This is a genomic window from Pseudomonas sp. ASL9 (genome assembly GCF_056680335.1).
Window position 1 is genome coordinate 916,285 of sequence record NZ_CM155277.1, and the last position, 26,106, is coordinate 942,390.

The following is a 26,106-nucleotide window of genomic DNA, read 5'->3' on the forward strand; positions in this document are numbered from 1 at the left end:
CGTGCTAAGGTTCGCGCAGACCCTGACCGCGATGCCTTCCGATGCCCCATCTCGTCCATACCCACCCTCGCCTGACCGCCGCCGCACTGCTCGGTTGCGTCGGTGGTTTTCTTTCCAGCTACGTTGTTCCCGATCTCGCGCCCACCACCCAAATATTAATTGGCTGGAACGTTGGGGTGTGGACCTACCTGATCCTGATGATCTGGCTGACGTTTCGCGCACAAGCCGAGGACGTCAAACGCTTCGCTATGATCGAGGACGAAAATGCCGGACTGGTGTTGGCGACGGTATGCGTGGCGGCGATTGCCAGCCTTGCAGCGATCACACTGGAACTGGCTGGCAGTAAAGACCTGAGCGCCCACATCAGGCTGCTGCATTACGGTTTTACTGGCCTGACCATTGTCGGTTCCTGGCTGCTCACCGGTGTAATATTCAGCCTGCATTACGCGCGCCTGTTCTACACCGCCACCACCAGGAAACCGCCTCTGCGCTTCGCCGATGGCGAGAAGAGCCCGAACTATTGGGACTTTCTTTACTTCTCCTTCACCATCAGCGTCGCCGTACAAACAGCCGACGTAGGGGTCGCAAGCAGAGACATGCGCAAAACCGTGCTGGCTCAGTCACTGATTGGCTTTGTGTTCAACACCGCTATCCTGGGGTTCTCGATCAACATCGCCGCGGGGCTGTTTGGTTGAGCGGGACGCTGTTTCGCTCGAGGCCCCTCTGGCGGTACTGTTGGGCCCCACGAATAATTTCACTGTGTTTTTGGCGAGGAAAACCACAATGACTAAATATTCCCTTTTACGGATTGCAGTACTCGATGACTGGCAATCAGTGGCGAGTGCCGTGGTGGATTGGACCGTTCTCGACGCCATCGGCGAGGTCAGTTTCCTGCATGAATTCCCGACAGATACCGCCAGCATGGTCGCGCGGCTGGGAGCGTTTGATGTGATTTGTGTCATGCGCGAGCGCACCCTCTTCAACGAAGCTTTATTGAGCCAGTTGCCGCGCCTGAAATTGTTGGTCACTGGTGGCATGCGCAATGCCGCAATCGACCTTCCGGCGGCTGCACGGCTGGGCATTCAGGTGTGCGGCACTGACAGCTACAAGAACGCCGCCCCGGAAATGACCTGGGCCCTGATCATGGGGATTACCCGCAACCTGGTGGGCGAAGCCAATTCTTTGCGCGACGGCGGCTGGCAAATCGGTTTGGGCAGTGACCTGTATGGCAAGACCTTGGGGATTCTCGGTCTGGGCAGCATAGGTAAGTGGATTGCACGCTACGGCCAGGCCTTTGGCATGCGGGTGATCGCCTGGAGCGAAAACCTCACGGCCGAACGCGCAGCGGAAACGGGGGTGACGTACGTCAGCAAGCAAGCACTGTTCGAACAGGCGGACGTGTTGTCCGTCCATCTGGTACTCAGCGACCGCAGTCGCGGCATGGTCGATGCGCAGGCGCTGAGTTGGATGAAGCCCTCCGCGTACCTGATCAACACTGCACGCGGCCCTATCATCGACGAAGCGGCATTGATCAACGCGCTGCAACAACGCCGAATCGCCGGGGCGGCTCTGGATGTGTACGAACCTGAACCCCTGCCCGCCGACCATCCGTTCCGGCACATGGACAACGTGCTGGCGACCCCACACATCGGTTATGTCACCGAGAACAACTACCGGACATTCTTCAGTCAAATGATCGAAGACATCCAGGCCTGGCACGGTGGCAAACCGATTCGGGTGTTTGGCTGATCATGACCGGATGGGCGAGCGTGCGCAGCACCTACTCGCCCAACGCAAAGCGCTTCAGGGTTTCGCCGTCCAGTCGGTAGCGCACCCATTCATCCTGCGGGGCGGCGCCGATGGCTTTGTAAAAATCGATGGCCGGCGTGTTCCAGTCCAGCACGCTCCATTCGAAACGACCGCAACCGCTGTCGTACGCCAGCTTCGCCAGATGCCGGAGCATTTTTTTGCCCGCCCCGCCCCCGCGATGACTGGCCGAGATGTACAAGTCTTCCAGGTACAAGCCCTTGCGCCCTTGCCAGGTGGAATAGCTCAGGAAGTACACGGCGAAACCAATCGGCTCATCATTCAGCAGGCAGATCAGGGCCCGTGCTGGCGATGGCTCGTCGAACAGGCTGCGCTCTATATCCGCCACGCTGGCCAATACAGCGTGCTCGGCCTTTTCGTAGATTGCCAGTTCGGTGATAAACCCCAAAATGACGTCGGCATCGGCTCTGGTGGCTTCGCGGATGTGGATGCTCACGGTAATGCTCCTTACGGGTTGAGGTGCCCGCGCTCGCTGCAACGAACGCTCAGCAACGGATTGTGTCTTAACCCTCAGTACCGTGCAGCATTCGATGCAAACCCGCGTGACGTGTGCGCTGAACTTGACCCGAGGACTTTTATGAACAGCAAAGAAAATGGCAAGACCCCAGGTCTGTCCGCTGAAGAAGAAAAAGACGTCGAAAAAAGCCAACCCCCGCGTGCCGCCGTGCTACACGAAACCATTCGCCTCCAGGGGGATCAGGAGCTGGAGCGCAGCATCGCTGCCCTTTGGTGGTCGGCCCTCGCTGCCGGTCTGACCATGGGCTTATCGCTGATGGCCATGGGCCTGCTAGACGCTCGACTGCCCGAAGGCGATACCAGCAAAGTGATTGCCAGTCTGGGGTATTCGGCAGGGTTTCTTGCGGTGATTCTGGCGCGTCAGCAGTTGTTCACCGAAAACACCCTGACCGCCGTGCTCCCGGTGATGACCAAACCAACGCTGGGCAATTTCGGTCGGTTGTTGCGTTTGTGGGGCGTAGTGCTGGTGGGTAACCTGACCGGCACCCTGCTGGTGGCCTACGTCATGCTGCACTTGCCGATTTTCGATGCAAAAACCGATGCGGCGTTTCTCGATATTGGCCACAAAGTCATGGAAAACAGCGCCAGCCAGATGTTTTCCAAAGGCATCATTTCCGGCTGGATGATTGCCACCATGGTCTGGATGATCCCGTCCATGGAGAGCGCAAAAATCTGGATCATCACCCTCATCACCTACCTGATGGCCTTGGGCGATTTCACCCACATCGTGGTCGGCTCGGCCGAGGTCTCGTACCTGGTGTTTGCCGGCCAACTGCCATGGAAGGACTTTTGGCTGACCTTTGCCGGGCCGACCCTGGCGGGCAACATTATCGGCGGCAGTTTTATTTTCGCCCTGATCAGCCATGCACAAATCCGCAGCGAAATTATCCCGCCAGACAAGAAAAAAAGCGGTGACAGCACCCCTGACAAACAGCAAAGGGCTGCCCCTGAGCGGTTGAATAAGTGATTGCCTGTTGGTTTTGCAATGCCGAGTGGCCGCTGTGCGAGGGTGTCTGGGCCGCGCGTTTTTTTAAAAACGCACAACCCACCCGCCAACATAAATTTTTTTTTAAAAAGTGACGAATCATTTAGGGGCAAAATACGGCCTTCAGCCGTAACCCCCTCAGGCAGACACTATGACCCGAATTCTGACCATCGAGGACGATGCCGTAACGGCGAAGGAAATCGTCGCCGAATTGACTAGCCACGGACTGGAGGTGGACTGGGTCAACAACGGCCGCGAGGGCCTGGTACGGGCGGTCAGCGGTGGTTACGACCTGATCACCCTGGACCGAATGCTTCCCGAAGTGAACGGTTTGGCCATCGTCACAACGTTGCGCGCCCTGAGCATTGCCACGCCGATTCTGATGATCAGCGCACTGTCTGACGTCGACGAGCGAGTGCGTGGCCTGCGCGCGGGGGGCGACGACTACCTGTCCAAACCCTTCGCCTCCGACGAAATGGCCGCCCGGGTCGAGGTGCTGCTGCGCCGTCGCAATCCGGTGAGCGAGTCCGATACCGTTCTGCGCGTGGCCGACCTTGAACTCAACCTGATTAGCCGCGAAGCCAAACGTGGCGAGCAACCCCTGAACCTGCTGCCCACCGAATATAAATTGCTGGAGTTCATGATGCGTAACAGCGGGCAAATCATTACCCGGATGATGATTTTCGAGGAAGTGTGGGGCTACCACTTCGACCCCGGCACCAACCTGATCGACGTGCATATCGGGCGTTTGCGCAAAAAAATAGACGCTCAGGGCGTGACACCACTGATTCGAACCGTGCGAGGCTCGGGCTATGTCATTGCTGAACCCCTCTAAGGGCTGGCGCTCTTCGACCAGCCGCCTGTTGGCGTTGTACAGTTTTCTATTCGTCGCCTGGAGCGGCATTTTAATGGGTGTACTTTATGCGGAGGTGACGAGTTACCTGAGCAACCTCTCCCGCCATTCACTGATACAACGTCAGCACCTTTTTTCCCGTTTCCAGGGCGACCAGTTGGTCGATGCGCTGGCCACCAGCATCACCTTCGACATCCGCGCCGTGGACGCCTACGGCCTGTTTGACGCGCACCACAAACCGCTCATCGGCCAGATCCACAGTATTCCGGACAACCTGCCGCTGGATGGCCAGATTCATCCGCTGAGCACCTGCATTGATTCCGATGACCCCGCACTGCCACCCGACAGCTGCGACGCGGTCGCCACACAGACCCACGACGGTCGCTGGCTGGTGCTGGTGCGCGACAACGGTTCGCTGTTCGCCGTGAACACTATCATTCTGCATGCCCTGCTGTGGGCCATATCCCTGACCATCATTCCCGGTGTCGCTGGTTGGCACTTGCTGCGACGCCGACCCTTGCGGCGCATTCGCGGGATCCAGGCCAGCGCCGAGGCCATCGTCGCCGGTGATCTGACCCGGCGTCTGCCGGTGTCGGACCGGCGCGACGAGCTGGACATGCTGGCGGTCATCGTCAACGCCATGCTGGATCGTATCGAGAAGCTGATGAATGAGGTCAAAGGCGTCTGCGACAACATCGCGCATGATTTACGCACACCCCTGACCCGCCTGCGGGCGCAGCTCTATCGCATTCAGCAACAATCACCGGAGGATTCGCAGCAAGCCGCGCAGATGGGCCAGGTCATCGCCGAAGCCGACATGTTGATGGCACGCTTTCGAGGCCTGTTACGCATCTCCGAACTGGAAGACCATCAGCGACGCTCAGGCTTCGTCGAGCTGGATCCGCAACCGTTGTTGCAAGAGCTTCACGACTTCTATCTGCCTCTGGCAGAGGAAGGTGGCCTGAACCTGCGCTTGCAACTCGCGCCATCCCTGCCGAAATTGATCGGAGACCGAGCGCTACTATTCGAAGCGCTGGCCAACCTACTGAGCAACTCGATCAAATTCACCCCCGTCGGCGGCACTGTCATCCTCAGCGCGCAATCGGATGGCGACAGCACCCGCATCGAAGTCCAGGATTCCGGCCCAGGCATCCCTATCACCGAACGAGAGGCAGTGTTCCAGCGCTTCTACCGTTGCGATGGCGGCAGCCAGCAAAACGGCTTCGGCCTGGGCCTCTCCATCGTCGCCGCCATCGTCAGTTTGCACGGCTTCAAACTGAGGATCGGCGCCAGCCCTTCAGGTGGAGCCAGCTTGACTCTGGAGTGTCGGCAAGGGATTGAGCGGGTGTAAAGAGCTCCTGGCTATGGCGATGTGCCTATCACAGAACCCACGAAAAAAAAGCCCATGGAAACTACCATGGGCCCAACGAAAACCGTTGAAAGGAGCGTTCGGGTTCAGCCGGCCATGCACGTGAAGTCCTGGGTTTTGCTCACTTGCTTGCCATGGGAGTCGACCAAGCTGGCGCGGTATTCCTGACCGAGGCTCGACTCCACCAGTGTGTAATGCTCACCGGCCTTGAACTGGTCGAAGTTGACCCGCGCACGGCAGTCTTCCTGATTGGAATCACCCGGCCCCCCGGCGACGAACAGGGTCATATCCAACTTGTGGGCGCCGGGAGTGACTTCGAAATAGCGGCCATCGTTGAGGCGTTTGCCGTCAACATCTTCAGCCAATAACGTCCCTTGAGGCTCTTCCTGAAAGCTGATCCAAGCCTCGCTCGGGTCAGCTTTGGGCATCGGCCCGGCGCAGGCACTCAGTAGAGCAACCAGGCTCAGCATCGGTATCAACAGCAGTGATTTGGATGACATCAAGGTATACCTCGGCAGTAGGAATCCGTCCCCTGAAACGTCAGGGCTTTCGATGGAGGTAAGCTTGGCGAGGTCCAGGGCTGCAAACAAATGAATCCACATGAAAGGAATTTAAAGCGCTGATTAACTATTTATTCATGTAGCTGAAAGCATCCTGTTAAGCACTCGAGACAAGACTGCCGGGATTCCAAACTGGAGGTTCCTGGCATGCTCGGGCTGGTAAAGACCGCACTGCTCAAGCCCTACACGTTCATCGTGTTGGCGATATTCATCTGCATTGTCGGGCCCATGGCGGCCTTGCGAACCCCAACCGATGTGTTTCCCGACATTGGCATCCCCGTGGTGGCCGTGGTCTGGCAGTACAACGGTCTGTCACCCGACGCCATGGCCGGCCGAGTGATCTACACCTACGAACGCTCCCTGAGTACCACGGTCAACGATATCGAACACATTGAGTCGCAATCGCTGCCCGGCATGGGCATCGTCAAGATTTTCTTCCAGCCTGGTGTCGATATCCGCACCGCCAACGCCCAGGTCACCGCCGTATCACAGACGGTGCTAAAACAAATGCCACCGGGTATCACGCCGCCGCAGATCCTCAACTACAGCGCCTCGACCGTCCCTATCCTGCAGATGGCGTTTTCCAGCCCGACCCTTTCGGAAGCGCGGATTCGCGATCTCGTGCAGAACAACATTCGTCTGCCATTGACGTCAGTACCCGGCCTGGCCCTGCCGACGCCCATGGGCGGCAAGCAACGCCAGGTCACGCTCGACCTAGACCCCCAGGCGTTGGCAGCCAAGGGGCTGTCGGCGCAGGACGTGGCCAATGCCCTGGCTGCGCAGAACCAGATGATTCCGGTAGGTACAGCGAAACTCGGCGGCAGCGAATACACCGTATTGCTCAACAACAGCCCTCAAGCAATCAATGAACTCAACGACCTGCCGATCAAGACCGTCAACGGTGCGCTGATCACCATCGGCCAAGTGGCCCACGTGCGTGATGGCTCGCCGCCACAGACCAATATTGTGCGGGTCGACGGGCGGCGTGCAGTGCTGATGCCTGCACTGAAGAACGGCAGTATTTCCACCCTGTCCATCGTCGACGGCGTCCGCGCTATGCTGCCGTTGATCAATGAAACCCTTCCGCCAGAACTTAAAACTTCGCTGCTGGATGACGCCTCGGTATTCGTCAAACAATCAGTGGGCAGCGTCGCCCGTGAAGGCATCATCGCCGCGCTGCTGACCAGCGTGATGATCCTGCTGTTTCTTGGCAGTTGGCGCTCGACGCTGATCATCACTGCATCGATTCCGTTGGCCGTGTTGTCGGCCATCGCCTTGCTGGCGGTGAGCGGTCAGACCCTGAACGTCATGACCCTTGGCGGGCTGGCCCTGGCGGTGGGGATTCTGGTGGATGACGCCACGGTAACCATCGAGAACATCAACTGGCATCTGGAACAGGGTAAGGCGGTCAAGGACGCGATCCTCGACGGTGCCCGGCAGATCGTCGGGCCGGCGTTCGTCTCACTGCTGTGCATCTGCATCGTGTTCGTGCCGATGTTTATGTTGCAGGGCATCGCCGGTTTTCTGTTTCGACCAATGGCGCTGGCGGTAATTTTCGCCATGGCCAGCTCGTTCCTGCTGTCGCGCACCTTGGTACCAACCCTGGCGATGTTTTTGCTCAAGCCGCATGCCGTGGAGGAAGGCCTGGGCCATCACCCCGAAGACGGCTTCATCAATCATCACGAAGGTGAGCAACATCCCCGCCAGCGACATGTGTTTCTGCGGGGGTTGCTGAATTTCCAGCAGGGTTTCGAGCGTGGGTTCTCAGCAATACGCGACGTGTATCACGGCCTGTTGGGGTTGGCACTGGAACACCGCCCAGTTTTTTTGATCGGGTTCATGGCCTGTGTGCTGGCCAGCTTTGCGTTACTGCCGAGCCTGGGCCAGGACTTCTTCCCTGCCACTGACGCCGGAGCGCTGTCCCTGCATGTGCGTCTGCCGCTGGGCACGAGAATTGAAGAAAGTGCGGCCGCCTTTGACCGCATAGAAACCCGCATCCGCGAAATCATTCCGGCCGAACAACTGGACACCGTCATCGACAATATCGGCATCCCCTTGAGCGGTATCGATATGGCCTATAGCAGCAGCGGCACGATTGGGCCGCAAGACGGCGATATTCAGGTGTCCTTAAAGCCGGGTCACACACCGACGGCCGATTACGTCAAACGCCTGCGTGAAGCCCTGCCACAAAGCTTTCCCGGCAGTCATTTCGCCTTTATGCCCGCCGACATCAGCAGCCAGATTCTCAACTTTGGCGCTCCGGCCCCACTGGATGTGAAAATCTCCGGCCCCGATAGCGTCGCCAACCGTGCGTACGCGCTTGAGCTGCAACGGCGCTTGGTGCAGGTGCCCGGCATCGCCGATTTACGTATCCAGCAGTCCACCGGTTATCCATCGCTGCAAGTGGACGTCGATCGGCTACGCGCCAAACAACTGGGCATCACCGAACACGATGTGACCACCAGCCTCGGCGCGTCATTGGCCGGAACCTCACAAGTAGCGCCCACGTACTGGCTCAATCCGAAGAACGGCGTGTCTTACCCCGTGGTTGCCGCGACACCGCAATACCGTCTCGACAGCCTGCCGACCCTGGAAGCGTTACCGATCACCGGCAGCGATGGCCAGTCGCAGATCCTTGGCGGGCTGGCGACCATCAAACGTGTCGAGAGCCCGGCCGTGGTAACGCACTACAACATCGAGCCGACGCTGGACCTTTACGCCAACGTGCAGGGCCGTGACCTCGGCGGTGTGGCTGGCGACATACAGAAAGTCCTCGACGGTGCCGAACACCTGCGCCCCAAAGGCACGACAGTCAGTCTGCATGGCCAGATTGATGCGCTGCATGAAGCGTTCAACGGCCTAAGCCTGGGCCTATTGGGCGCGGTGGTGCTGATTTACTTGCTGATCGTGGTCAACTTCCAGTCGTGGGTCGATCCATTTGTGATCATCACCGCCCTGCCCGCCGCCTTGGCCGGGATCGTCTGGATGCTGTTCCTGAGCAACACATCGTTGTCGGTGCCCGCATTGACCGGGGCTATTTTGTGCATGGGTGTGGCCACCGCCAACTCCATCCTTGTGGTGAGCTTCTGTCGCGAACGGCTGGCCGAGCATGGCGATGCGCTCAAGGCAGCTCTCGAAGCCGGTTACACCCGTTTCCGTCCGGTCTGCATGACGGCCCTGGCCATGATCATCGGCATGTTGCCGCTGGCCCTGTCCGAAGAGCAGAACGCGCCCCTCGGGCGCGCTGTGATCGGCGGTCTGATCCTGGCCACTACCGCCACGCTGCTCTTCGTCCCGGTGGTCTTCAGTCTGGTGCACCGTCGCTCAACCTCTCGCGTTGTTGTTGGAGAAACTCCCCATGCCGTCTGAACACGCCCCTTCACGCAAACGCCTGATGCTGGCCGGTATCGGCGGGCTGACCCTAGCGGCACTGCTGGTCGCCAATGGTCTTGCCGCACGTACCCGCCATGAAAAATCAGTGGTCAACTGGACCCAAGCCCAGGCGCTGCCGGTGGTCACTGTGTTCAAGCCCACCCATAACGCTCAGGGCGACACGCTGCGCCTGCCCTCGCATCTGGAAGCCTGGAGCAAGGCCCCCATCAATGCCCGGGTCAGCGGTTACCTGAAAAACTGGGAAACCGATATCGGCAGTCAGGTCAAGGCAGGTCAAGTGCTGGCCGAAATCGACAGCCCGGAGCTGGATGAACAGATGGCCCAGACCCGCGCCCATCTGGCGCAAGTACAGGCCAATGCCCGTCTCGCGGAAACCACGTCCAGTCGCTGGCAGAATTTGCTGGCAACGCACTCGGTATCGCGCCAGGAAGTCGACGAGAAAATCTCCAACGCTGCTGCGGCCAAGGCCGATGTGCAGGCCGCCGCCGCTGACTATGCGCGGCTGTCGGACCTTGAAGCGTATAAAACCATTCGCGCGCCGTTCGCGGGAACGATCACCGCGCGCAACACCGACGTCGGTCAGTTGATCAAGGCCGATTCCGCTGGTGACGTCGCGCTGTTCAACATCGCCGATACCCACCGCTTGCGCCTGTACGTACCGGTGCCACAAACCTACGCCAGCATCATCCGTCCTGGCATGCAGATCGAACTGACCGTGCCCGAACATCCCGGCCAGCAGTTCAGCGCCCACTTGATGGGTGACTCTACCGCCGTGGATCCGCGCTCCGGAACGCTGTTGGCGCAATTCGTCGCTGATAACCCGGACGGCGCGCTGATGCCCGGCGACTACGCCGAAGCGACAATCCATGTGGCAGCCGATACCCACGGCGTGAGCATCCCGGCCAGCGCCTTGATCTTCCGCGCCCAAGGTACCCAAGTCGCGGTGCTGGACAGTACCAACCATGTGCATTTGCGCGACATTCACATCGGCCTGGATTTGGGCGACCGACTGGTCATTGATCAAGGCCTGTCCCCTGCCGACCACGTCGTCGACAACCCGCCGGACGCTCTGCGCGAAAACGACCCCGTTCAACTGGCCGAGGCAGGAGTTTCACATGCGCCCAAGGCTTGACTGTACCGCTCTGGTTTTAGCACTGGGGCTCGCATTCTCCCTGCAAGGGTGTTCGTTGGCGCCCACTTACAAAATACCGCCGATGACCTTGCCGGATCATTACCGTGAGCAGACCAGTGACGGCCCGTGGCACACGGCGCAGCCCGCAGATCAGGTCCAGGCGCAGTGGTGGCAGCTCTACCGCGATGCACGCCTGAACGAGTTGCAGCAACAGCTGCTCAAGGCCAACCCCGATCTGGCCGCCGCCCTGGCACATTTTGATGGCGCTCAGGCCTTTGCCAGCCAATTGCATGCCGGATTGTTTCCGCAAATCAGCGCCAGTGCCCAGCCCTTACGCCAGCGTCAGTCCGATACCAAGCCTTTGCGCGGGGCCACGCAACCCGCAGTCTATAACAGTGACACGTTGGGATTGAGCCTGAGCTTCGACCCCGACCTGTGGGGCCGGATTCGCAATCAGGTAGCCGCCGGCGACGCACAGGCTGATGCATCTGCCGACGATCTGGCAGTGGCGCGACTCAGCCTGCAACAGCAACTGGCGACGCTTTACATTCAACTGCGCGGGCTCGATGCGCAGGGCTCGATACTCACCCAGTCGCTAGACGATTACACCCAAGCCCTGCAACTGACGCGCAACCGCTATCAAGGCCAGATCGCCTCGGAACTCGACCTGACCCGCGCCCAGAGCCAACTGGCCGAGGCTCGCGCGCAACTTGACGACGTACACGCCCAGCGTAACCTGCGCGAACACGCCATCGCGGAACTGGTCGGCGCCCTGCCCAGTGATTTTCGTCTGGCCGACAACCAGCAGGCTCTGCACCTTCCCACGACGCCCGAAGCCCTGCCCAGCACCCTGCTGCAGCGCCGTCCGGACATCGCCGCCGCCGAGCGTCGAGTGTTTGCCGCCAACGCCAATATTGGCGTGGCACGGGCGGCCTGGTACCCCGACTTCAGCTTGACCGGCTTGCTTGGCGGGCAAACCTCCGGCAGCGGCAATCTGCTGGGAGCGGCCAATCGGTATTGGGCGCTGGGCCCACTGATCAACCTGCCGATTTTCGATGGCGGACGCCTCAGTGCCAACGAACGTCAGGCCCACGCCGAGTTTGAAGAGGCCGCCGCGCACTATCGCAGTCAAGTGTTGCGTGCCGTACGTGAAGTCGAAGACAACCTCGGTCAATTGCGTGATTTGCAGCAGGAAGCCGAGGATGAGCACGCTACCGTCAGTGCTGCGCAAAGTGCCGAACACATCGCCATGGACAGCTACCAGGCAGGCGCGATGAGCTACCTCGATGTGGTGACCGCGCAGACCACTGCATTGCAAGCGCAGCGCCGATTGCAGGTGCTGGACACAAGCCGTTTACAGGCCAGTGTGGGTTTGGCTGTGGCATTGGGGGGTGGGTGGAAAACCGAGTAAGCCTAAATACGCCGCCATCGCGGGCAAGCCCACGCCTACATTTGCGTTGACACTTGTAGGAGGTTTCGCCCCGTCTTCGACGCCGCGCTGTCGCGCAGCAAACTGGGTTGCGATTTATGTGTTGTGATTGGTGGCGGCGTGTCAGGTACGCCGCCTTCGCGAATGAATTCGCTCCTACAGAGATTTTGATTTGCCTTTGGGATTTTGTGTGAATTGACTACCCAATTACGGTCAGGCCCATTTTCCAGGAGGCCGAGCGCAGGCGTTGCGCAGGGGGGTACGAGGCAAGGATGCCGAGTAAGCCGCACGGGGCCAGGATGCCGAGTAAGCCGCACGGGGCCAGGGACGGCCCCTTGCGGCGACCCCCGGAGCAACGCCGGAGCGAGGGAAATCCGAGCCTAAGCGAGGATCCGTATGGAGGGGCAAAGCGTTTTGGTTACTTTTTGATGGTCCGGCATTCCGGCGTCTGAAAAAGTGACACGCTGTAAGAGCGGAACCGCAATTCCAGCACACGCCAATGCCGGATATACACCCAAGATACAGCGCCAACCATTTGTTTTTGAAAGATTAAAAAGCAGTTTTATGGGAGTGGACTTGCCCGCGATCGACCGCGCAGCGGTCGCAAAAACAGCAAGCATCGTCAGTCAGTCACAAACCCAAACAACGCCTGTGGCGCCTCCACCAGCATCGCGCGTTCAATATCCGCCGAACAACCGAGCTGCCGCAATTGCTCGACCGCCGTGCCGTAGGTCATCTGACGTTCATACTGGGTGTGTGGCCAGTCGCTGCCCCACACCAGACGCTGCTTGCCAAAAGCCTGCGTCAACAACGGCATGGCCTCGCGAGCGAAGGTCATGTTCTGCTCCGGGCTGGCGCCCAAACGGTAAATACCAGAAATCTTCATCCACACCCGACCGCTCAGCCCCAGCTCCAGCAATTGTGCAAACGCCGGTTGCTCGACGCCCAGCAACGCGTCCGGGCGGCCGAAATGGTCGATGACGATCTTGCAGTCATAAGGCATCAAGGCGCTGATCAACGCGGGCAAGTCTTCGACCTCGCGGTGCACCTCGACATGCAGGCCAAGGGCCGCAACCTGCGTCAACAGGCGCTTCCACGTGTCGTCGGCAAGGTCCGGCAATGCTTGCCCGACAAGGTTCAGACGAATACCGACGATGCCCTGCCCGGCCATCTGCTCCAGCGCTGCGTAGCTGATTTGCGGATCAACCACAGCCACACCGCGCAACTGCCCCGGTGCCTGTTGCAACGCCGACAGCAGGTACTGATTGTCGATGCCCAGAAAACTTGGCTGCACCAGCACCCCATGGCTCAGGCCGTGTTCGCGTAAATGCGCCAGATACTGTTCAAGCGGGGCGTCATAGTCGGGGCTGTAGCGTCGGGCCGAGGCCCGCTCCAGCTCGCGACTGAACACATGGGCATGAGCATCTATGCCGAGGATCGGCGAAGTACAGGGAGCGGAGCGGATATCGGGCATGGCACTCATCTATGAAATGAGCGCGGCGAAAGACGCCGCGCGGTTAACGAACTGAATCAAGCCTGATGCGCGGTTTCGGCTTTTTTCGCGGTTCCCTGGGTCGCTGCGGGAGTGGCGTCGAGGGTACGCCCTCTAGTTTCCGGCAACGCCATGGCCGCGATGACCGCCACGCCGTAGGCAATCCCTGCGTCGATGCCGATGGCCGAACCCAGTGACATCGACTCGCTCATATGGCCGACCATGAACGGAAACACCGAGGACACCACGCGACCGAAGTTGTAGCAGAAGCCCACGCCGGCCCCACGCACATCCGCCGGGTACAACTCGTTGAACAAAGCGCCCAGGCTCGCCGGAATACCGGCCGCGAAGAAACCCAACGGGAAACCGAGGAACAACATCTGCGTGTTAGTCAGCGGCAGGAACAGGTAGCACTGCACCGTCACCACGCAGCACAGCGCGAACAGGATGATGTTCTTACGCCGACCGATACGATCAATCAACAAACCGCTGACGATGCAGCCGCACCAGAACGCGACAATGATCACTGCCAGATAACCGCCGGAACTCAGCACCGAAAGATTGCGCTCGGTCTTGAGGAACGTCGGCAGCCAGGTCATTACCGCGTGGTATCCGCCATGAGCCCCCAGCCCCAGCAGTCCGCCGAGCAATGTCACACGCAACAATTGCGGACGGAAAATACCCGCCATGGACGTGAAGAAGCCCTGCGGTTTGGTTTTTTCTTTTTGCTGACGCTGAAAGCTGTCCGGTTCTTCGACGTTGCGTCGTACCCAAATAATCAGCAAAGCAGGCAGCAGACCGACCAGGAACATCACGCGCCAGGCCATGGCTTCCGGCACAAAGGAATAAATCAGGGCGAAGGTCCCGACCGCCACGGCCCAACCCACCGCCCAGGCACTTTGCACGGTACCCATCACCTTGCCGCGAAATTTTGGCTGGATGGTTTCAGCCATCAACACCGCACCCGCAGCCCACTCGCCACCGATACCGAAGCCTTGCAGGGCCTTGACGATCAGCAACTGATTGAAGCCGGTGGCGAACGCGGAGACAAACGTGAACAACGAAAACCAGAGGATCATCCATTGCAAGGTACGCACCCGGCCATAACGGTCGGAGAGTGTCCCGCCCAGCCAGCCGCCCAAGGCCGAGGTGATCAGCGTCACGCCGCTGATCAACCCGGCATCACCCTTGCTCAAGGCGAACGCGGCGATCAGCGCCGGAATCGCCAGACCGAACATCTGCACTTCCAGGGCGTCCAGCGACCAGCCGCCGAAACAGGCCCAGAACGTCTTGCGCTCCCGAGGAGTGACTTCGCGATACCACTTAAACATGATTATTGTCCTTATAGGTGTACGTGCAGCGATGTGAATGGTGAACTGTCAGCGGATCTCGACGCTGTAACGAAAGTGCCTGGCGTGCCCGCGCGAACGACGCCACTCCAGCGGTTCCCCGGCGTAATTGCGCGCCAGACGCTCGATCACCACCACCGGGCTGTTGGGCGGAATCTGCAGCAGCCGGGCGTGAATCTCGCTGACCGAGTCGGCGGTCAGGGTTTCTTCGGCAGAGGCCACCACTTGGCCGCACAGCGCCTCGTAAATCGGATAAAGCAAAGGCCCTTGCTGATCCAGATCGGTGTCCAGAAGCGGCTGAAAAAGCGTCCGCGGCAGCCAGATTTCTTCTGCCAGCACCGGTTTCGCATCCAGCAAACGCAAACGCGACAAGCGGATGACGGGGGAATCCGGGGCAAGTCCCAAGGCCTCGCTGACCGCCGAGGGTGCGCTCATCGGTTCGATGGACAGGATGCGGCTCTCGGGAACCTGACGTTCACCGGCGGCGGTCTGGAAGCGGAAGAAGCGAAACAGGGAGGATTGAAACTGCGGACGGCGAATAAACGTACCCCGGCCTTGTTGGCGCTCAAGGACGTTTTCACCGACCAGCATGTCGATGGCCTTGCGCACGGTGCCGGTGGACAAACCGTACTCGGACGACAGCGCTGCTTCGGTGGGAATAGCTTCGCCGGGGCGCCAGCGGTTATTGGCGATCTGCTCGGCCAATTGATCGCGCAGACGTTGGTAAAGCGGCAGGCGCTCGTCACTCGATAGTCTATTCATTGTTGTAGTTATCTAGTCATCTATATGAATGTTGAGCGCAGTATTCTCCCGTTACAAAATCTCGTCAAGGGTTGTGTTTTGCCTGATTCATCCCATTCGCAGCATCCCGCTGCGAATGGCGCATCGCCTTATCTGGACATGGAACGCCGTGCCTCGACCTTCGATTCAGCCAGTTCTGCTATGTGCTCAACCATGTACTGCGCATCCCGTGCTATCCCGGAAAAACGTCCCGAACCCCAGGTGTACAACCAAGGCAGCCCCAGAAAGTACAAACCGGACTGCGCCGTGATCCCGCGCTCATGCCCGGGATGGCCGCGACCGTTGAACACCGGCGCTTCGACCCAGGTGAAATCCGGGGTGAAACCGATGCACCAGATGATGCTGGTAATGCCCTGCGCTTCCAGGTCCAGCTCGCTGCGTTCCTGTTCTGGCGCCCAGACCGGCTCGTAACGCTCACCCGCCGGAGCGTCGATGCTGTGCTGTTCGATGTAGGTGTCGATGGACGTGTTGATCCGGTTGTAGACCGCATCGGCGCTGTCCAGGCTCTCGCCCAGGTTGCTGGCGAACTGCAGTTTGCTGCCTTGCAGGCCGTCCAGACGTCCGAACAGCTCCATGCCTTCGCGGGCGAAGGTGCGCAGGTCGATATCGCGCCCACCGTCACGCCCGGTGACGTAATGGTTGGTGTTGTCGCGGACACCTTCACGCAATGGGTGAGTGTCGACGCCGATGTCGTAGTAGCCCATCTCCGCCAGCCAGTCGACCACGTCCTTGCCCCGATAAAAGCGTGCACAACGCGGTGCATCACCGACCGCCAGATAGACCTTGCGCCCTGCGAGGTGCAAGTCTTCGGCGATCTGCGCACCCGATTGACCGGAGCCGACCACCAACACGTTGCCAGCGGGCAAGACCTGCGGATTGCGGTATTGCTCGGAGTGAAGCTGATGGATGCTTACAGGCAGACGCTCGGCCAGACGCGGGATGATCGGTGTGTGATAACCGCCCGATGCGACGATGACTTGATCGGCAGTGAACTCACCCTGTGACGTGTGGACCTCGAAACCGCCGCTGGTACGAGGCACCACTCGCTGCACAGTAATGCCCACCCGAGCTGGCGCGTTGACCGATTGAGCGAAGCCAGCGAGGTACGCGTTGATCTCGTCCTTCTTCATGAAGCCGTGGGGATCGTTGCCGTTGAAATTGTCGTTGTAGGTATAGCCCGGCAGCGCGCATTGCCAGTTGGGCGTCACCAAGCTGAACGCATCCCAGCGCTGGTTGCGCCAGGCATGGGTCAGGCTGTGCTTTTCCAGCACCAGGTGATCGATGTCCTGCTGTTGCAGGTAATAGCTCGCAGATAACCCCGCCTGGCCGCCGCCGACGATAATGACGCTGTGGTGAGGAGGTTTGACTGAAGTGAGGTGGCTGGCCATGAGGGCTCTCCGGTACTGAGTGACAATAGGGTTAGAAGGGAAAAACCAGTGCCTCAGAACGAACCCCAGCCAGCTGCGGTCACCCGACCGCCGCCTTCAGTGCGCATGCTGAGGATTTCCACCGGTCCGTCGTCCAGATAGCTGGCCTGGCCCTTGAGCGAACTCAAGGTGTCCATGGCTGAACTGCAATAGAAGCCCTTGACCTGCTTCACCCGCTCAGAGGCATTGTTCAGTGCAGTCTCGATGCGCTGCAGAAAGTCGGCCAACGGGTAACTGGCGCCTTCCTGCAAGTGGTCGTAAATCACCGTAGACGGCGAATAACCTGTCGCTTCCTTGCCGTTGGGCCAGCGGATATTGAAGTTGACGGCGGGCATGTCAGTGCTCCTGTTCGGTGAGTGTCAAAGGGCTGAGATCGAGATGGGGATAGCTGAAGCCGGTAAACGTCTGCTCGCGCAGGTTCCAGAATTCGCCGCGTTGCTCGCCGGCTTGCACGCTCAGCGAGCCGCTGGTGTTGACATGGCCGATGCGCTCGCAACTCAGTCCTTCGAACGCGAAAGCAGCCTGGACATGGGCCCAGTCACCCTCCTCCAGCGTCATCAAAAACCCGTAACTGGGGAACGCTTGCAACCAGCGACCGAGGTCCGCTTCGGGCGGGCATGGCAGTGCGTGCAGATCGACCGTCGCGCCACAGCCGGTGGTTTCCAGCAGCATCAACAGGCTGCCCAACACCCCGGCGTTACTGATGTCTTTGGCCGCGTGCAGCAGATTGGCTTCGGCCAGACGTGGCAACACGTCGAGCTTGCTGCGCAGGCGCTCGGCCGGGACGCCTTCGAAAGCTTTCCAGTAAGTGCTCTCGGCGTGCCAACGACCGTCCAGATCCACCGCCATGGCGATGACCTGGCCGGGGGCCACATGCAAGGTCGACAACAACTTGTGGGCGATACCGGTAATCGCCACCGCCAGTGCAGCAGGGTTACCTGCGGCGAGGCTGGTGTGCCCGCCGACCAACAGCAAACCGTAGGCTTCACAGGCGGCGCGGATGCCGGCCAACACCTGTTGCGCAGCGGCGTGTTCGTGATGCCAATAGGCGTTGACCACCGCCGTGGCGCGACCACCCATGGCCGTGATGTCGCTGACATTGGCCATCACCGCCGACCAACCGGCGAACCACGGTGCCGCCTGAACGAACGCCGGCAACATGCCTTCGATGGCCAGTAACTGGAAATGATCGCCGCAGGCAATCGCTGCCGTGTCATCGCCGGGCAAGGCGTAAAGCTGCTCGCGGGTCAGCGCCTGATTTGCGCTACCGATGACGGAGGCGGGCTGCTGGATCGCCTGTTTCGCCAGCATCGCCGGGGTGCTGCGCAGCGTGTCGAGCAGCGCTGCCAGATCAAAAGTCTCAGTCATGACGGGGCACCTTCAGCGCACGCAACGACACCTGGCGTGGCATCAAGGGGTAGCTCGGTAACTCCGCCTGCATCAAGCAATGAGGCTGGCCGAGCAACACCAAGTGATCGAGGGTTTGCCAGTGCAGGCCATGAAAATACCCTTCGTTCTGCGCCTGCACCGTGGCGCGAAACACCTCGCACCCCAGTTCCTTGGCCCGCGACACTGCCTCATTGACCAATGCCTTGCCGATCATGCTGTGCCGCCGATACGCTTGAGCCACGCACAACCGCCCGCCAAACCACAGACCCGGCTCCGGCTGATAGATGCGTACCGCGCCCACTACTTGATCGGACATCCCGCAGTTACCGGCCAGGGCGACGATGGCAATCGCCTGAAAGTCGTGGCCGTCCTTGTCCTGCGCCAGCAGTTGTTGCTCGTCGGAGAACACTGAGCGACGCAGGGCGAAATAGGCCTGTTTCTCCCAGTTTTCCGTAGCCGGTTTGACCACCAGATCGCCCGCACGAAACGGCTCGAAGGTGCTGTCGACCAAAGCAAAGGCGAGGTTATGCATGAGGGCTCTCCGCGTTATTCGTAGCTTTTCAGGGCCGAGCACGCACCACATTTGGCGCAGCCGGCGTTGATCTGATCGGAATGCAGCCCATGGCGACGCAGGCTCGCGCCGATCTGCGGGTACAGCCGGGCCATCATTGCGCTGTCGGGTTTCGGGTGATGAGCCAGCGGCGTGCCGTCGATGGGCACGAACGGCACCACGAACGGGTACACGCCCAGCGCGCATAAACGCTCACTCATCTCACTGATCGCCGCTTCGCTGTCACCCAGCCCCGCCAGAATGTAGGTGCTGACCTGCCCCCGACCGAACACCTCGACCGCCGCGCCGAACGCTTCGAAATAGCGACTCAGCGGCACCTCGGCCTTGCCCGGCATGATCCGCTGGCGGACTTCATCGGTGACCGCTTCCAGGTGCATGCCCAACGACACCACACCGCTGTCGGCAAGACGTTGAAACCAGCGGTCGTCGTCCGGTGGCTCGCATTGAGCCTGGATCGGCAGATCGACGGCAGCCGTCACCGCAGCAGCGGACTCACACAGAATCGCCGCGCCACGGTCCGGAGTCTGCGGGGTGCCGGTGGTCATCACCATGTGCTTGACGCCATCCAGTTCGACCGCTGCTTTCGCCACTTCAGCCAATTGTTGCGGGCGTTTGCGGGCGATGGTTTTACCGGCGGCCAGCGACTGGCCAATGGCGCAAAACTGGCAGGAGGTGCCGCGATCATTGAACCGAATGCAGTGCTGCAACACCGTGGTAGCGAGCACATCACTGCTGTGCAGGGTGGCGATCTTCCAGTACGGAATTCCCTCGGCAGTACTCAAGCCATAGAATTTCGGCACGCCAGGCATTTGTACCTGACCAACCTGCAACCCTTCGCGAAAGATCAGCGCCTGGCTGCCATTGGCGCTGGGCTGGGCCCGATAGGGCGAATCCTGCGACGCCTGGTTGAGGATCGGCACCATCATGGTCCGGCTGCCGAAACTCAGCGCCTTATGGTCCGACGGCCCCGCCCCGCCCTGCCGCGACAGCCCATTTTGCGCCGCAGGCCAGCGCACGCCATGGCATTGCAACTCGGCGAGCAATTCATTGGTTTGCATGATTGAGTTCCTCAAAACCGACACCGACGGGCACGCCGCTGGAGCGTTCATGCACATGGGCCGTGGGCGTGCGGTCGATCAACAGGCTGAGCAGTTCCGGGCGGCTGTAATGCCCGACCGAGTCCATCATTCGTTTACGTTTGTCGATCAACGCCAAATCAAGGTCGGCAATCACCACGCCCTCGCCGGAGCGCAGCGGCTCGCCGAGCAACTTGCCTTCCGGGGAAACGATGGCGGTAAAGCAGCCACCCGAGATCGGGCCGAGGCCACACCCGGTGTCCTGCATGATCTGGCCCTGCTGATCCGCATCCAGCCAGGCGGTGGCGTTGACCACGAAACAGCCGGCTTCCAGGGCGTGATGGCGGATGGTGACCTCAATCTGCTCAGCGAAGATGTCGCCCACCAGTGAACCGGGAAACATCGCCGCGTGGATCTGCTCGCCGTCGGCCATCAAGGCGTAACGGGCCAGCGGGTTGTAATGCTCCCAGCAGGCCAGCGAGCCGATGCGCCCGACCGCGCTGTCGATGGCCCGCAGCCCGGAACCGTCGCCCTGCCCCCAGACCATGCGCTCGTGGTAAGTCGGGGTGATTTTGCGTCGATGCTGAATCAGGCTGCCGTCGGCATCGAAGAGTAATTGCGCGTTGTAAATCGTGCCGCCATCGCGTTCGTTAACGCCGATGGACACCACCATCCCCGCTTGCTTGCAGGCGTCGCCGATGGCCAAGGTGGTGGCGGATGGCACGGTGACGGACTGATCGAGGAGTCGCAGGTGCTCCTTGCCCATCGCAAAAGGCGGCTGCACGAAAGAAAAGTACGGGTAATAAGGCACCACCGTTTCCGGGAAGACGGCGAACTGCACGCCTTGCTGGCCGAGGGCGATGATCTGTTGGCAGACCTTGTCCACAGTGCCTTCGCGGCTATAAAGCACCGGGCTGATCTGTACGGCGGCTGCGCGAATGATGGGCATGATGGATCCTGATTGTGTGGTGATTGAATGATCGCTATCGCGGGCAAGCCCGCTCCTACAAAGTTCCTGTGACCGCCGCCCATCTCTTGTAAGAGCTGGCTTGTCTGCGATACGGCCGACACGATTTATGCAGGAGCAGTGAGATCACGCCGTCCAGGTATCGATGATCATTGCGCCTTCACGGCGCATCAGCAGGCGCAGGTCCATCACGTCCAGCGGGTTGATCGGGCGGATGCCTTCGATCAGGGCTTTTTCGGTCTGGCCGTACAGGGCCTGCAAGGCGAAGCGGCAGGCGTAGACTTCGCCGCCCTCTTCCATGAACTGAATGATTTGCTTGTTCACCGCCAAGTGACCGGGGAACGCTTCGGCACCCAGGGTCGGGAAACCACGCTGCACACCTAGTTGCACGCCAGGTCCGTAGAGTAGAATCTTGGTTTCGAAGCCCTTGCGCAGCAGGCGCTTGGCCTGAAGCATATTGACCAGGCCGATGGAGCCTTCGAACGCGATGGTGTGGAAGGTGATCAGGACTTTTTCGCCGGGTTCTGCTTTGACGTCCTCGAAGACTTTCTCTTCGTAATTGACCAGGAAGTCACCGTCTTTGTAATGAGGAATGTCCACGGTTGGCATATCGTCGCTCTCCAGTTTCTTCGTGTTTTAACGGCGGCCTGAGTTGGCTGCCGGGTTGCAAGACATAGAGCGAAGGCCGTGCCAGGAAATTAAAATATTTTTCGCACCCACCCAAGTGATTGATTACGCAGCAAATACCCATCTGATATGGTTTTTTATAACCTATCTGATGCTATCGGCGAATCACGCACTCACGTAGAAATACGAATATTCGTAGCGGAAAATCACGAGATTTCGTACTCATGACCGAAACAGACTCTCTCAGCGGCTGGGCCGACCTGGCATATTCCTCGCGGCACATGGTGTTCGAGCATTGCGCCGAGGCCATTGCCCTGCTCAATCCCTTTTCGGACCGCTTCGGTGACCTGAATATCGCCACCTGCAAGCTGCTCGGCTATCCACGTCAGGAGTTGCTGGCGCTGCCGGTGAGTAAACTGTTCGGCCACCAACTCGCGGACCTGATCGTGTTTACCCAGGCAGTGATGGACAAAGGCCGTGGCTGGACCCAAGAGCTGAGCTGCAACTGCAAGAGCGGCGAACGCATCGAGCTGGAAATCTCCGCCACCACCTTGCAGATCAAGGGCGAGCAGCACCTTATTTTGGTACTACGCGAGCTGAGCCATGAGAAATACCAGCGTGACCAGGCCCACACCGAACGCACCATGCGCGGCGGGCTGATCGAGTGGCGCAACATTCTCAATCTGTTTCAGGAAAGCGAGCGCGACAACCAGTTGTTGCTCAGCTCGGTGGGCGATGGCATCTACAGCATCAACAGCGACGGCCTGGCCACTTTCGTCAACCCGGCTGGGGCACGGATGCTCGGCTGGGAGCCCGAAGACATGATCGGCAAGAACATCCATCGCATTCACCACCACACCCATGCCGATGGCAGTCACTACCCGGTTGAGGATTGTCCGATTTATAAGGCTGTGCGTGATGGCGTGGTCCACGAAGGGCGTCAGGAAGTGTTCTGGCGCCGCGACGGCAGTTGGTTCCCCGTGGAATTCACCAGCACGCCGGTGATTTCCGAGGGGCGTATCGCTGGCGCCGTGGTGGTGTTTCGTGACATTACCGAGCGGCGCAACACCGAGAACCAGCTGCAAACCGCCCTCGAAGAATTGAAAGTCCTCAAACAGCGTCTGGAAGAGCAGAACGCTTACTTGCAGGAAGAAATCCACATCGAGCATAACTTCCGCGAAATCGTCGGCCAGAGTGAGCCGATCCTGAAGATCATCAAACAGATCGACGTGGTCGCGCCCACCGACGCCAGCGTGTTGATCAATGGTGAGTCCGGCACCGGCAAAGAATTGATCGCCCGCGCCATCCATCAGGCCAGCCGCCGCAGCGCCAGCCCGCTGATTCGGGTCAACTGCGCGGCGATTCCGACTGAGTTGTTCGAAAGCGAGTTCTTCGGCCATATCCGCGGCGCGTTCACCGGCGCGATTCGTGATCGCGTCGGGCGCTTCGAACTGGCCGACGGCGGCACCCTGTTTCTCGACGAAATCGGCGAAATCCCCCTGGAACTGCAAAGCAAACTGCTGCGGGTGTTACAGGAAGGTCAGTTCGAACGGATCGGTGAAGAACGTACACGCAAGGTCGACGTGCGGATCATCGCCGCCACCAATCGCGACCTGCGCCAGGAGGTTGCGGCCAAGCGTTTTCGCGAGGACCTGTATTTTCGCCTCAACGTCTTCCCGATCCAGTCCCCGGCCCTGCGCGAACGGACCATGGACATCGCACCATTGGCCGCACACTTCCTCAAGCAGACCAGTAACCGCCTGAACATGCCCGGTCGCCGCCTGCGCAACAGCGACATCGAGCGCCTGCAACGCTACTCCTGGCCAGGCAACATCCGCGAACTGCAAAACGTCATCGAACGCGCGCTGATCACTTCCCACGGCGCCGACCTGACCATGGACCTGCCGGACGAACCGAAAACCAGCCAGAACGCCGCAGCGCTGCCACCCCCCTCCTCCGGGGTCATGACCGACGCACAATTGCGCGAGCTGGAACGCAGCAACATGCACGCCGCGCTTAAAGCCACTAACGGAAAATTGTTCGGCAAAGGCGGCGCAGCCGAGCTACTAGGACTTAAACCGACGACCCTGGCTTCAAGGTTGAAGCGGTTGGATATTGAGTTGGAGTGACTGGTTTTCTGGTGCGTTTTCCGACCTTCAAGGACGCATGTGACGGATTACGTTGACCAGTACTGGAGAGAACGGCTGCAATTTCTGCTCAGAGTTGGGTTGCAGCAAGTCATTCAATAAAATATCCAGAAACTCATCATCTTCAAGACGAAGCGCCTCAGGAGCCACTGCATTGGAGTAGAGCAATGCATCTACCATCACCTTTCGAGCACCAATCAGGCCGCGATTACTGTGATGAGTGTCGCCAAGATTGAGGACTTTGATACTGGTTCGTGCCCGCGCAGTCAGCCCTCGAACCTTGCCCGACAACTCAAACATCAATTCGCTTTCGCATTCATCCATCAACGGTGTCAAGGGCAGTAATTGACTACCGTGCGCATCCCCGCACTGACTTTTTTGATTGCAGCTGGCAACGATATTTGAAAAGTCCAAGGTACGGTGCAGAGCACGAGCCTGAGCTTCCACATGTTCATTATGAGAATTGAACTTCTCAGACGAGACGTCCTGACAGCAATAAGCGCAGAGCCCATATTGTTCAGAAACACATGCCTCGCGAATAGAGTCCTTCACGTCTTTGTTACCGGCCAGATCTTGATAGCGCTTGCCTGGGTTCGCTCGCTTCCATGCCGTCAACTCTACCGTTTCACCTCCTTTTACAATTTTACGCACGACGAATCCCCAACTTTCGAATCAGTAACGCGGCCTTTGCCAACTCAATATGTCCTGTCGGAAGCTCGCCCGATAATGACTCATAGAGAGACTTGGCCTCCTCCAACTTGCCGTCCTGCAATAATCCTTGCAGATCATCCAGCTGTTGTTGCACATCGCTGTTGCGAATATCGGTATCCATCACGCTTAGGAGGACCTGATTGGCGTCGAGGCCATACAAACCTGTCTGCTCCTGCAACTCACCGTCATCCATCACGTAGCACAACACATCCTTGGCATCGCTGATGACCAGCGGGGAATGTGTCGTCAGCAAGAACTGTACGTTAGGGAACGTCGTAATCAGCTGTCGTATCAAGCTGCGCTGCCACTTGGGGTGCAAATGCAGGTCCACTTCATCGATCAATACGATGCCGTCGCCGTGCAGAGGATTTTCCAGAGACAGGTTCATCATGGCCAAACGTCGAGCGATATCACCAACCAACGCCATCATTGATTTCTCGCCCTGCGACAGCTGCAAGACGTTCAGCGTGACCCCCTCTTTGTCGATAGCCATGTGCAAACGAGGTTTGCGTTGAACACGCAGATTGCTGAACCCGGGCATGAACGCGGCGATGGCAGATCGGACGGCAGACAGTTGGCGATCGCGAGAGGACGCATTGACCTGAGAAAGCGCTTTCCATAATTCGCTGTGCTGGCCGAACTTTTGGGAAATTTCGGCCAGTACCGTGGCAGAAACGCCTGTCTCGTTTTCGCTATCTTCACGTTCTCTGAACCATTCAAAAAAGCGTCGAAAGTCCACGCCTCTGTCCAGTGAGTTCTCATAGCCGTCCAATTGATCGAAGGGCAACCGTGACTTGGTTCTCAACGGAACTTTCAGTACCGAGCGCTCAACCGGATAGTAGGCAATCAGGGGTAACGACGCCTTTTCGACGGTGCTCAACAGTGTTCGATAACCTTCCGCCAAGCGGCTGACGTCCGTTAGCACGCTGGACGAATCTGCCTTGCGCCCTTTACGGGCGGCGGCGACCGACCATTCGTAATGTGTTTGTACGGGATTAGAAGCGGAGTCTACTTGCGGAACACAGAAATCGCGGACCGTTACGGTAATGGCGGCTGAAGCGGCACCATTGAGAATGGAGTCTTCGTCAATCCGTTTACCGCTACCCCTCTCCGAGCCGATCCGGGCCACCAACCAGCTAAGCGAGAGGGCAACAGACTTGAGCAACGTCGTCTTCCCTGCACCATTGTTACCCACCAGAACCGTCACATTGGAGGAATACTGACGGGTCGGAGCCAGCACGACCTCAAGGTCGACAAAGCGGCCGACGTTGCTGAGGTTGAATTTCTTGATTTCCATCCAAATACCCTTGTGGGGTTGTCCGATTGAAGCAGCAAGGTCGCATTATGTCATTCCTTGCCCGACATTGAACGGCTGACTTGAGGTCTCTGAGCGTTATGGAAAAGCCATCATTTTTTTCAGAAATAGTCACTATCACTCTCACACCCCTTCTTACTTTGCGGCAGAACAATTAGCCTGCGCTCACT

The 26,106-nt window shown here is 59.3% G+C and carries 23 protein-coding genes; 9 read left to right on the forward strand and 14 right to left on the reverse strand.

The annotated features are described in order from the left end of the window. The first annotated feature begins 41 nt into the window (after positions 1 to 41). Both AC1ME2_RS04300 and AC1ME2_RS04305 read left to right on the forward strand, forming a co-directional pair. Entirely contained in the window at positions 42 to 695 is a 654-nt protein-coding gene (locus AC1ME2_RS04300; protein ID WP_480439529.1) for a DUF1345 domain-containing protein, read from the forward strand. Positions 696 to 783: 88 nt separating this feature from the next. Next, positions 784 to 1,749 (forward strand): D-2-hydroxyacid dehydrogenase family protein, encoded by a 966-nt coding sequence (locus AC1ME2_RS04305; RefSeq protein ID WP_480439530.1) that lies wholly within the window; start codon positions 784 to 786, stop codon positions 1,747 to 1,749. 31 nt (positions 1,750 to 1,780) lie between these two features. On the opposite strand, the gene AC1ME2_RS04310 is transcribed toward AC1ME2_RS04305, so the two are convergent. Continuing rightward, a complete protein-coding gene (locus AC1ME2_RS04310; protein WP_480439531.1) occupies positions 1,781 to 2,263 on the reverse strand; it encodes an N-acetyltransferase family protein in 483 nt (160 codons plus the stop codon). 141 nt (positions 2,264 to 2,404) lie between these two features. On the opposite strand from AC1ME2_RS04310, the gene AC1ME2_RS04315 reads away from it, so the two are divergent. From AC1ME2_RS04315 to AC1ME2_RS04325, 3 genes are all read left to right on the forward strand, one after another. After that, positions 2,405 to 3,310 (forward strand): formate/nitrite transporter family protein, encoded by a 906-nt coding sequence (locus tag AC1ME2_RS04315; protein WP_480439532.1) that lies wholly within the window; start codon positions 2,405 to 2,407, stop codon positions 3,308 to 3,310. Between the two features lie 169 nt (positions 3,311 to 3,479). Beyond that, a complete protein-coding gene (locus AC1ME2_RS04320) occupies positions 3,480 to 4,163 on the forward strand; it encodes a response regulator transcription factor (protein WP_480439533.1) in 684 nt (227 codons plus the stop codon). Continuing rightward, positions 4,141 to 5,532, forward strand: a complete 1,392-nt coding sequence (locus AC1ME2_RS04325; RefSeq protein ID WP_480439534.1) for a sensor histidine kinase — start codon at positions 4,141 to 4,143, stop codon at positions 5,530 to 5,532. Before AC1ME2_RS04320 ends, AC1ME2_RS04325 begins: the two co-directional genes overlap by 23 nt. Positions 5,533 to 5,636: 104 nt before the next feature. Here AC1ME2_RS04325 and AC1ME2_RS04330 read toward each other — a convergent pair whose 3' ends face one another. Then, on the reverse strand, positions 5,637 to 6,050 hold the full coding sequence (locus AC1ME2_RS04330) for a PA0061/PA0062 family lipoprotein (protein WP_480439535.1): 414 nt from the start codon (positions 6,048 to 6,050) through the stop codon (positions 5,637 to 5,639). Positions 6,051 to 6,257: 207 nt separating this feature from the next. Here AC1ME2_RS04330 and AC1ME2_RS04335 point away from each other — a divergent pair, with 207 nt between their 5' ends. The 3 genes from AC1ME2_RS04335 to AC1ME2_RS04345 are packed head-to-tail and all read left to right on the forward strand — an operon-like array spanning position 6,258 to position 12,046. After that, on the forward strand, positions 6,258 to 9,479 hold the full coding sequence (locus tag AC1ME2_RS04335) for an efflux RND transporter permease subunit (RefSeq protein WP_480439536.1): 3,222 nt from the start codon (positions 6,258 to 6,260) through the stop codon (positions 9,477 to 9,479). Beyond that, the gene (locus tag AC1ME2_RS04340) at positions 9,469 to 10,635 is read left to right on the forward strand and encodes an efflux RND transporter periplasmic adaptor subunit (protein WP_480439538.1); all 1,167 of its coding nucleotides are present in this window, start codon (positions 9,469 to 9,471) and stop codon (positions 10,633 to 10,635) included. The genes AC1ME2_RS04335 and AC1ME2_RS04340 overlap by 11 nt, the downstream gene beginning before the upstream one ends. Next, on the forward strand, positions 10,619 to 12,046 hold the full coding sequence (locus tag AC1ME2_RS04345) for an efflux transporter outer membrane subunit (protein ID WP_480439540.1): 1,428 nt from the start codon (positions 10,619 to 10,621) through the stop codon (positions 12,044 to 12,046). The genes AC1ME2_RS04340 and AC1ME2_RS04345 overlap by 17 nt, the downstream gene beginning before the upstream one ends. Before the next feature lie 640 nt (positions 12,047 to 12,686). Here the strand turns inward: AC1ME2_RS04345 and AC1ME2_RS04350 are convergent. From AC1ME2_RS04350 to AC1ME2_RS04395, 10 genes are all read right to left on the reverse strand, one after another. Beyond that, complete coding sequence (locus AC1ME2_RS04350) at positions 12,687 to 13,538, reverse strand: amidohydrolase family protein (RefSeq protein ID WP_480439541.1); 852 nt, start codon at positions 13,536 to 13,538, stop codon at positions 12,687 to 12,689. A 56-nt stretch (positions 13,539 to 13,594) separates the two neighbouring features. Further along, positions 13,595 to 14,887 carry an MFS transporter gene (locus AC1ME2_RS04355; RefSeq protein WP_480439542.1) on the reverse strand — a complete coding sequence of 431 codons (1,293 nt, stop codon included), beginning with the start codon at positions 14,885 to 14,887 and terminating at the stop codon, positions 13,595 to 13,597. A 48-nt stretch (positions 14,888 to 14,935) separates the two neighbouring features. After that, positions 14,936 to 15,667 carry a GntR family transcriptional regulator gene (locus tag AC1ME2_RS04360; RefSeq protein ID WP_480439544.1) on the reverse strand — a complete coding sequence of 244 codons (732 nt, stop codon included), beginning with the start codon at positions 15,665 to 15,667 and terminating at the stop codon, positions 14,936 to 14,938. Positions 15,668 to 15,795: 128 nt separating this feature from the next. Next, a complete protein-coding gene (locus AC1ME2_RS04365) occupies positions 15,796 to 17,094 on the reverse strand; it encodes an MSMEG_0569 family flavin-dependent oxidoreductase (RefSeq protein ID WP_480439545.1) in 1,299 nt (432 codons plus the stop codon). A gap of 53 nt (positions 17,095 to 17,147) precedes the next feature. Further along, complete coding sequence (locus AC1ME2_RS04370; RefSeq protein ID WP_480439546.1) at positions 17,148 to 17,468, reverse strand: MSMEG_0570 family nitrogen starvation response protein; 321 nt, start codon at positions 17,466 to 17,468, stop codon at positions 17,148 to 17,150. A gap of 1 nt (position 17,469) precedes the next feature. Beyond that, positions 17,470 to 18,501: a sll0787 family AIR synthase-like protein gene (locus tag AC1ME2_RS04375; protein ID WP_480439547.1), complete on the reverse strand. Its 1,032-nt coding sequence runs from the start codon at positions 18,499 to 18,501 to the stop codon at positions 17,470 to 17,472. Beyond that, complete coding sequence (locus AC1ME2_RS04380) at positions 18,494 to 19,054, reverse strand: MSMEG_0567/Sll0786 family nitrogen starvation N-acetyltransferase (protein ID WP_480439548.1); 561 nt, start codon at positions 19,052 to 19,054, stop codon at positions 18,494 to 18,496. Before AC1ME2_RS04380 ends, AC1ME2_RS04375 begins: the two co-directional genes overlap by 8 nt. Before the next feature lie 14 nt (positions 19,055 to 19,068). Beyond that, on the reverse strand, positions 19,069 to 20,151 hold the full coding sequence (locus tag AC1ME2_RS04385) for an MSMEG_0568 family radical SAM protein (protein WP_480439549.1): 1,083 nt from the start codon (positions 20,149 to 20,151) through the stop codon (positions 19,069 to 19,071). Then, positions 20,138 to 21,118: a Nit6803 family nitrilase gene (locus tag AC1ME2_RS04390; protein ID WP_480439550.1), complete on the reverse strand. Its 981-nt coding sequence runs from the start codon at positions 21,116 to 21,118 to the stop codon at positions 20,138 to 20,140. Before AC1ME2_RS04390 ends, AC1ME2_RS04385 begins: the two co-directional genes overlap by 14 nt. 144 nt (positions 21,119 to 21,262) lie before the next feature. Continuing rightward, the gene (locus AC1ME2_RS04395) at positions 21,263 to 21,745 is read right to left on the reverse strand and encodes an MSMEG_0572/Sll0783 family nitrogen starvation response protein (protein WP_397452632.1); all 483 of its coding nucleotides are present in this window, start codon (positions 21,743 to 21,745) and stop codon (positions 21,263 to 21,265) included. A 242-nt stretch (positions 21,746 to 21,987) separates the two neighbouring features. Here AC1ME2_RS04395 and AC1ME2_RS04400 point away from each other — a divergent pair, with 242 nt between their 5' ends. Continuing rightward, complete coding sequence (locus AC1ME2_RS04400; RefSeq protein WP_480439552.1) at positions 21,988 to 23,892, forward strand: sigma 54-interacting transcriptional regulator; 1,905 nt, start codon at positions 21,988 to 21,990, stop codon at positions 23,890 to 23,892. Between the two features lie 27 nt (positions 23,893 to 23,919). On the opposite strand, the gene AC1ME2_RS04405 is transcribed toward AC1ME2_RS04400, so the two are convergent. Both AC1ME2_RS04405 and AC1ME2_RS04410 read right to left on the reverse strand, forming a co-directional pair. After that, positions 23,920 to 24,561, reverse strand: a complete 642-nt coding sequence (locus AC1ME2_RS04405) for an HNH endonuclease family protein (RefSeq protein WP_480439553.1) — start codon at positions 24,559 to 24,561, stop codon at positions 23,920 to 23,922. Next, entirely contained in the window at positions 24,554 to 25,918 is a 1,365-nt protein-coding gene (locus AC1ME2_RS04410) for an AAA family ATPase (RefSeq protein ID WP_480439556.1), read from the reverse strand. The genes AC1ME2_RS04405 and AC1ME2_RS04410 overlap by 8 nt, the downstream gene beginning before the upstream one ends. Positions 25,919 to 26,106: the final 188 nt, after the last annotated feature.

Bases quoted from the DNA above. Each gene is read 5' to 3' on its own strand.
- AC1ME2_RS04350 (WP_480439541.1), bottom strand. From the start codon at position 13,538: ATGCCCGATATCCGCTCCGCTCCCTGTACTTCGCCGATCCTCGGCATA.
- AC1ME2_RS04325 (WP_480439534.1), top strand. From the start codon at position 4,141: ATGTCATTGCTGAACCCCTCTAAGGGCTGGCGCTCTTCGACCAGCCGC.
- AC1ME2_RS04395 (WP_397452632.1), bottom strand. From the start codon at position 21,745: ATGCCAACCGTGGACATTCCTCATTACAAAGACGGTGACTTCCTGGTC.
- AC1ME2_RS04320 (WP_480439533.1), top strand. From the start codon at position 3,480: ATGACCCGAATTCTGACCATCGAGGACGATGCCGTAACGGCGAAGGAA.
- AC1ME2_RS04375 (WP_480439547.1), bottom strand. From the start codon at position 18,501: ATGACTGAGACTTTTGATCTGGCAGCGCTGCTCGACACGCTGCGCAGC.
- AC1ME2_RS04385 (WP_480439549.1), bottom strand. From the start codon at position 20,151: ATGCAAACCAATGAATTGCTCGCCGAGTTGCAATGCCATGGCGTGCGC.
- AC1ME2_RS04300 (WP_480439529.1), top strand. From the start codon at position 42: ATGCCCCATCTCGTCCATACCCACCCTCGCCTGACCGCCGCCGCACTG.
- AC1ME2_RS04330 (WP_480439535.1), bottom strand. From the start codon at position 6,050: ATGTCATCCAAATCACTGCTGTTGATACCGATGCTGAGCCTGGTTGCT.
- AC1ME2_RS04380 (WP_480439548.1), bottom strand. From the start codon at position 19,054: ATGCATAACCTCGCCTTTGCTTTGGTCGACAGCACCTTCGAGCCGTTT.
- AC1ME2_RS04305 (WP_480439530.1), top strand. From the start codon at position 784: ATGACTAAATATTCCCTTTTACGGATTGCAGTACTCGATGACTGGCAA.
- AC1ME2_RS04355 (WP_480439542.1), bottom strand. From the start codon at position 14,887: ATGTTTAAGTGGTATCGCGAAGTCACTCCTCGGGAGCGCAAGACGTTC.
- AC1ME2_RS04315 (WP_480439532.1), top strand. From the start codon at position 2,405: ATGAACAGCAAAGAAAATGGCAAGACCCCAGGTCTGTCCGCTGAAGAA.
- AC1ME2_RS04345 (WP_480439540.1), top strand. From the start codon at position 10,619: ATGCGCCCAAGGCTTGACTGTACCGCTCTGGTTTTAGCACTGGGGCTC.
- AC1ME2_RS04370 (WP_480439546.1), bottom strand. From the start codon at position 17,468: ATGCCCGCCGTCAACTTCAATATCCGCTGGCCCAACGGCAAGGAAGCG.
- AC1ME2_RS04360 (WP_480439544.1), bottom strand. From the start codon at position 15,667: ATGAATAGACTATCGAGTGACGAGCGCCTGCCGCTTTACCAACGTCTG.
- AC1ME2_RS04335 (WP_480439536.1), top strand. From the start codon at position 6,258: ATGCTCGGGCTGGTAAAGACCGCACTGCTCAAGCCCTACACGTTCATC.
- AC1ME2_RS04365 (WP_480439545.1), bottom strand. From the start codon at position 17,094: ATGGCCAGCCACCTCACTTCAGTCAAACCTCCTCACCACAGCGTCATT.
- AC1ME2_RS04340 (WP_480439538.1), top strand. From the start codon at position 9,469: ATGCCGTCTGAACACGCCCCTTCACGCAAACGCCTGATGCTGGCCGGT.
- AC1ME2_RS04400 (WP_480439552.1), top strand. From the start codon at position 21,988: ATGACCGAAACAGACTCTCTCAGCGGCTGGGCCGACCTGGCATATTCC.
- AC1ME2_RS04410 (WP_480439556.1), bottom strand. From the start codon at position 25,918: ATGGAAATCAAGAAATTCAACCTCAGCAACGTCGGCCGCTTTGTCGAC.
- AC1ME2_RS04390 (WP_480439550.1), bottom strand. From the start codon at position 21,118: ATGCCCATCATTCGCGCAGCCGCCGTACAGATCAGCCCGGTGCTTTAT.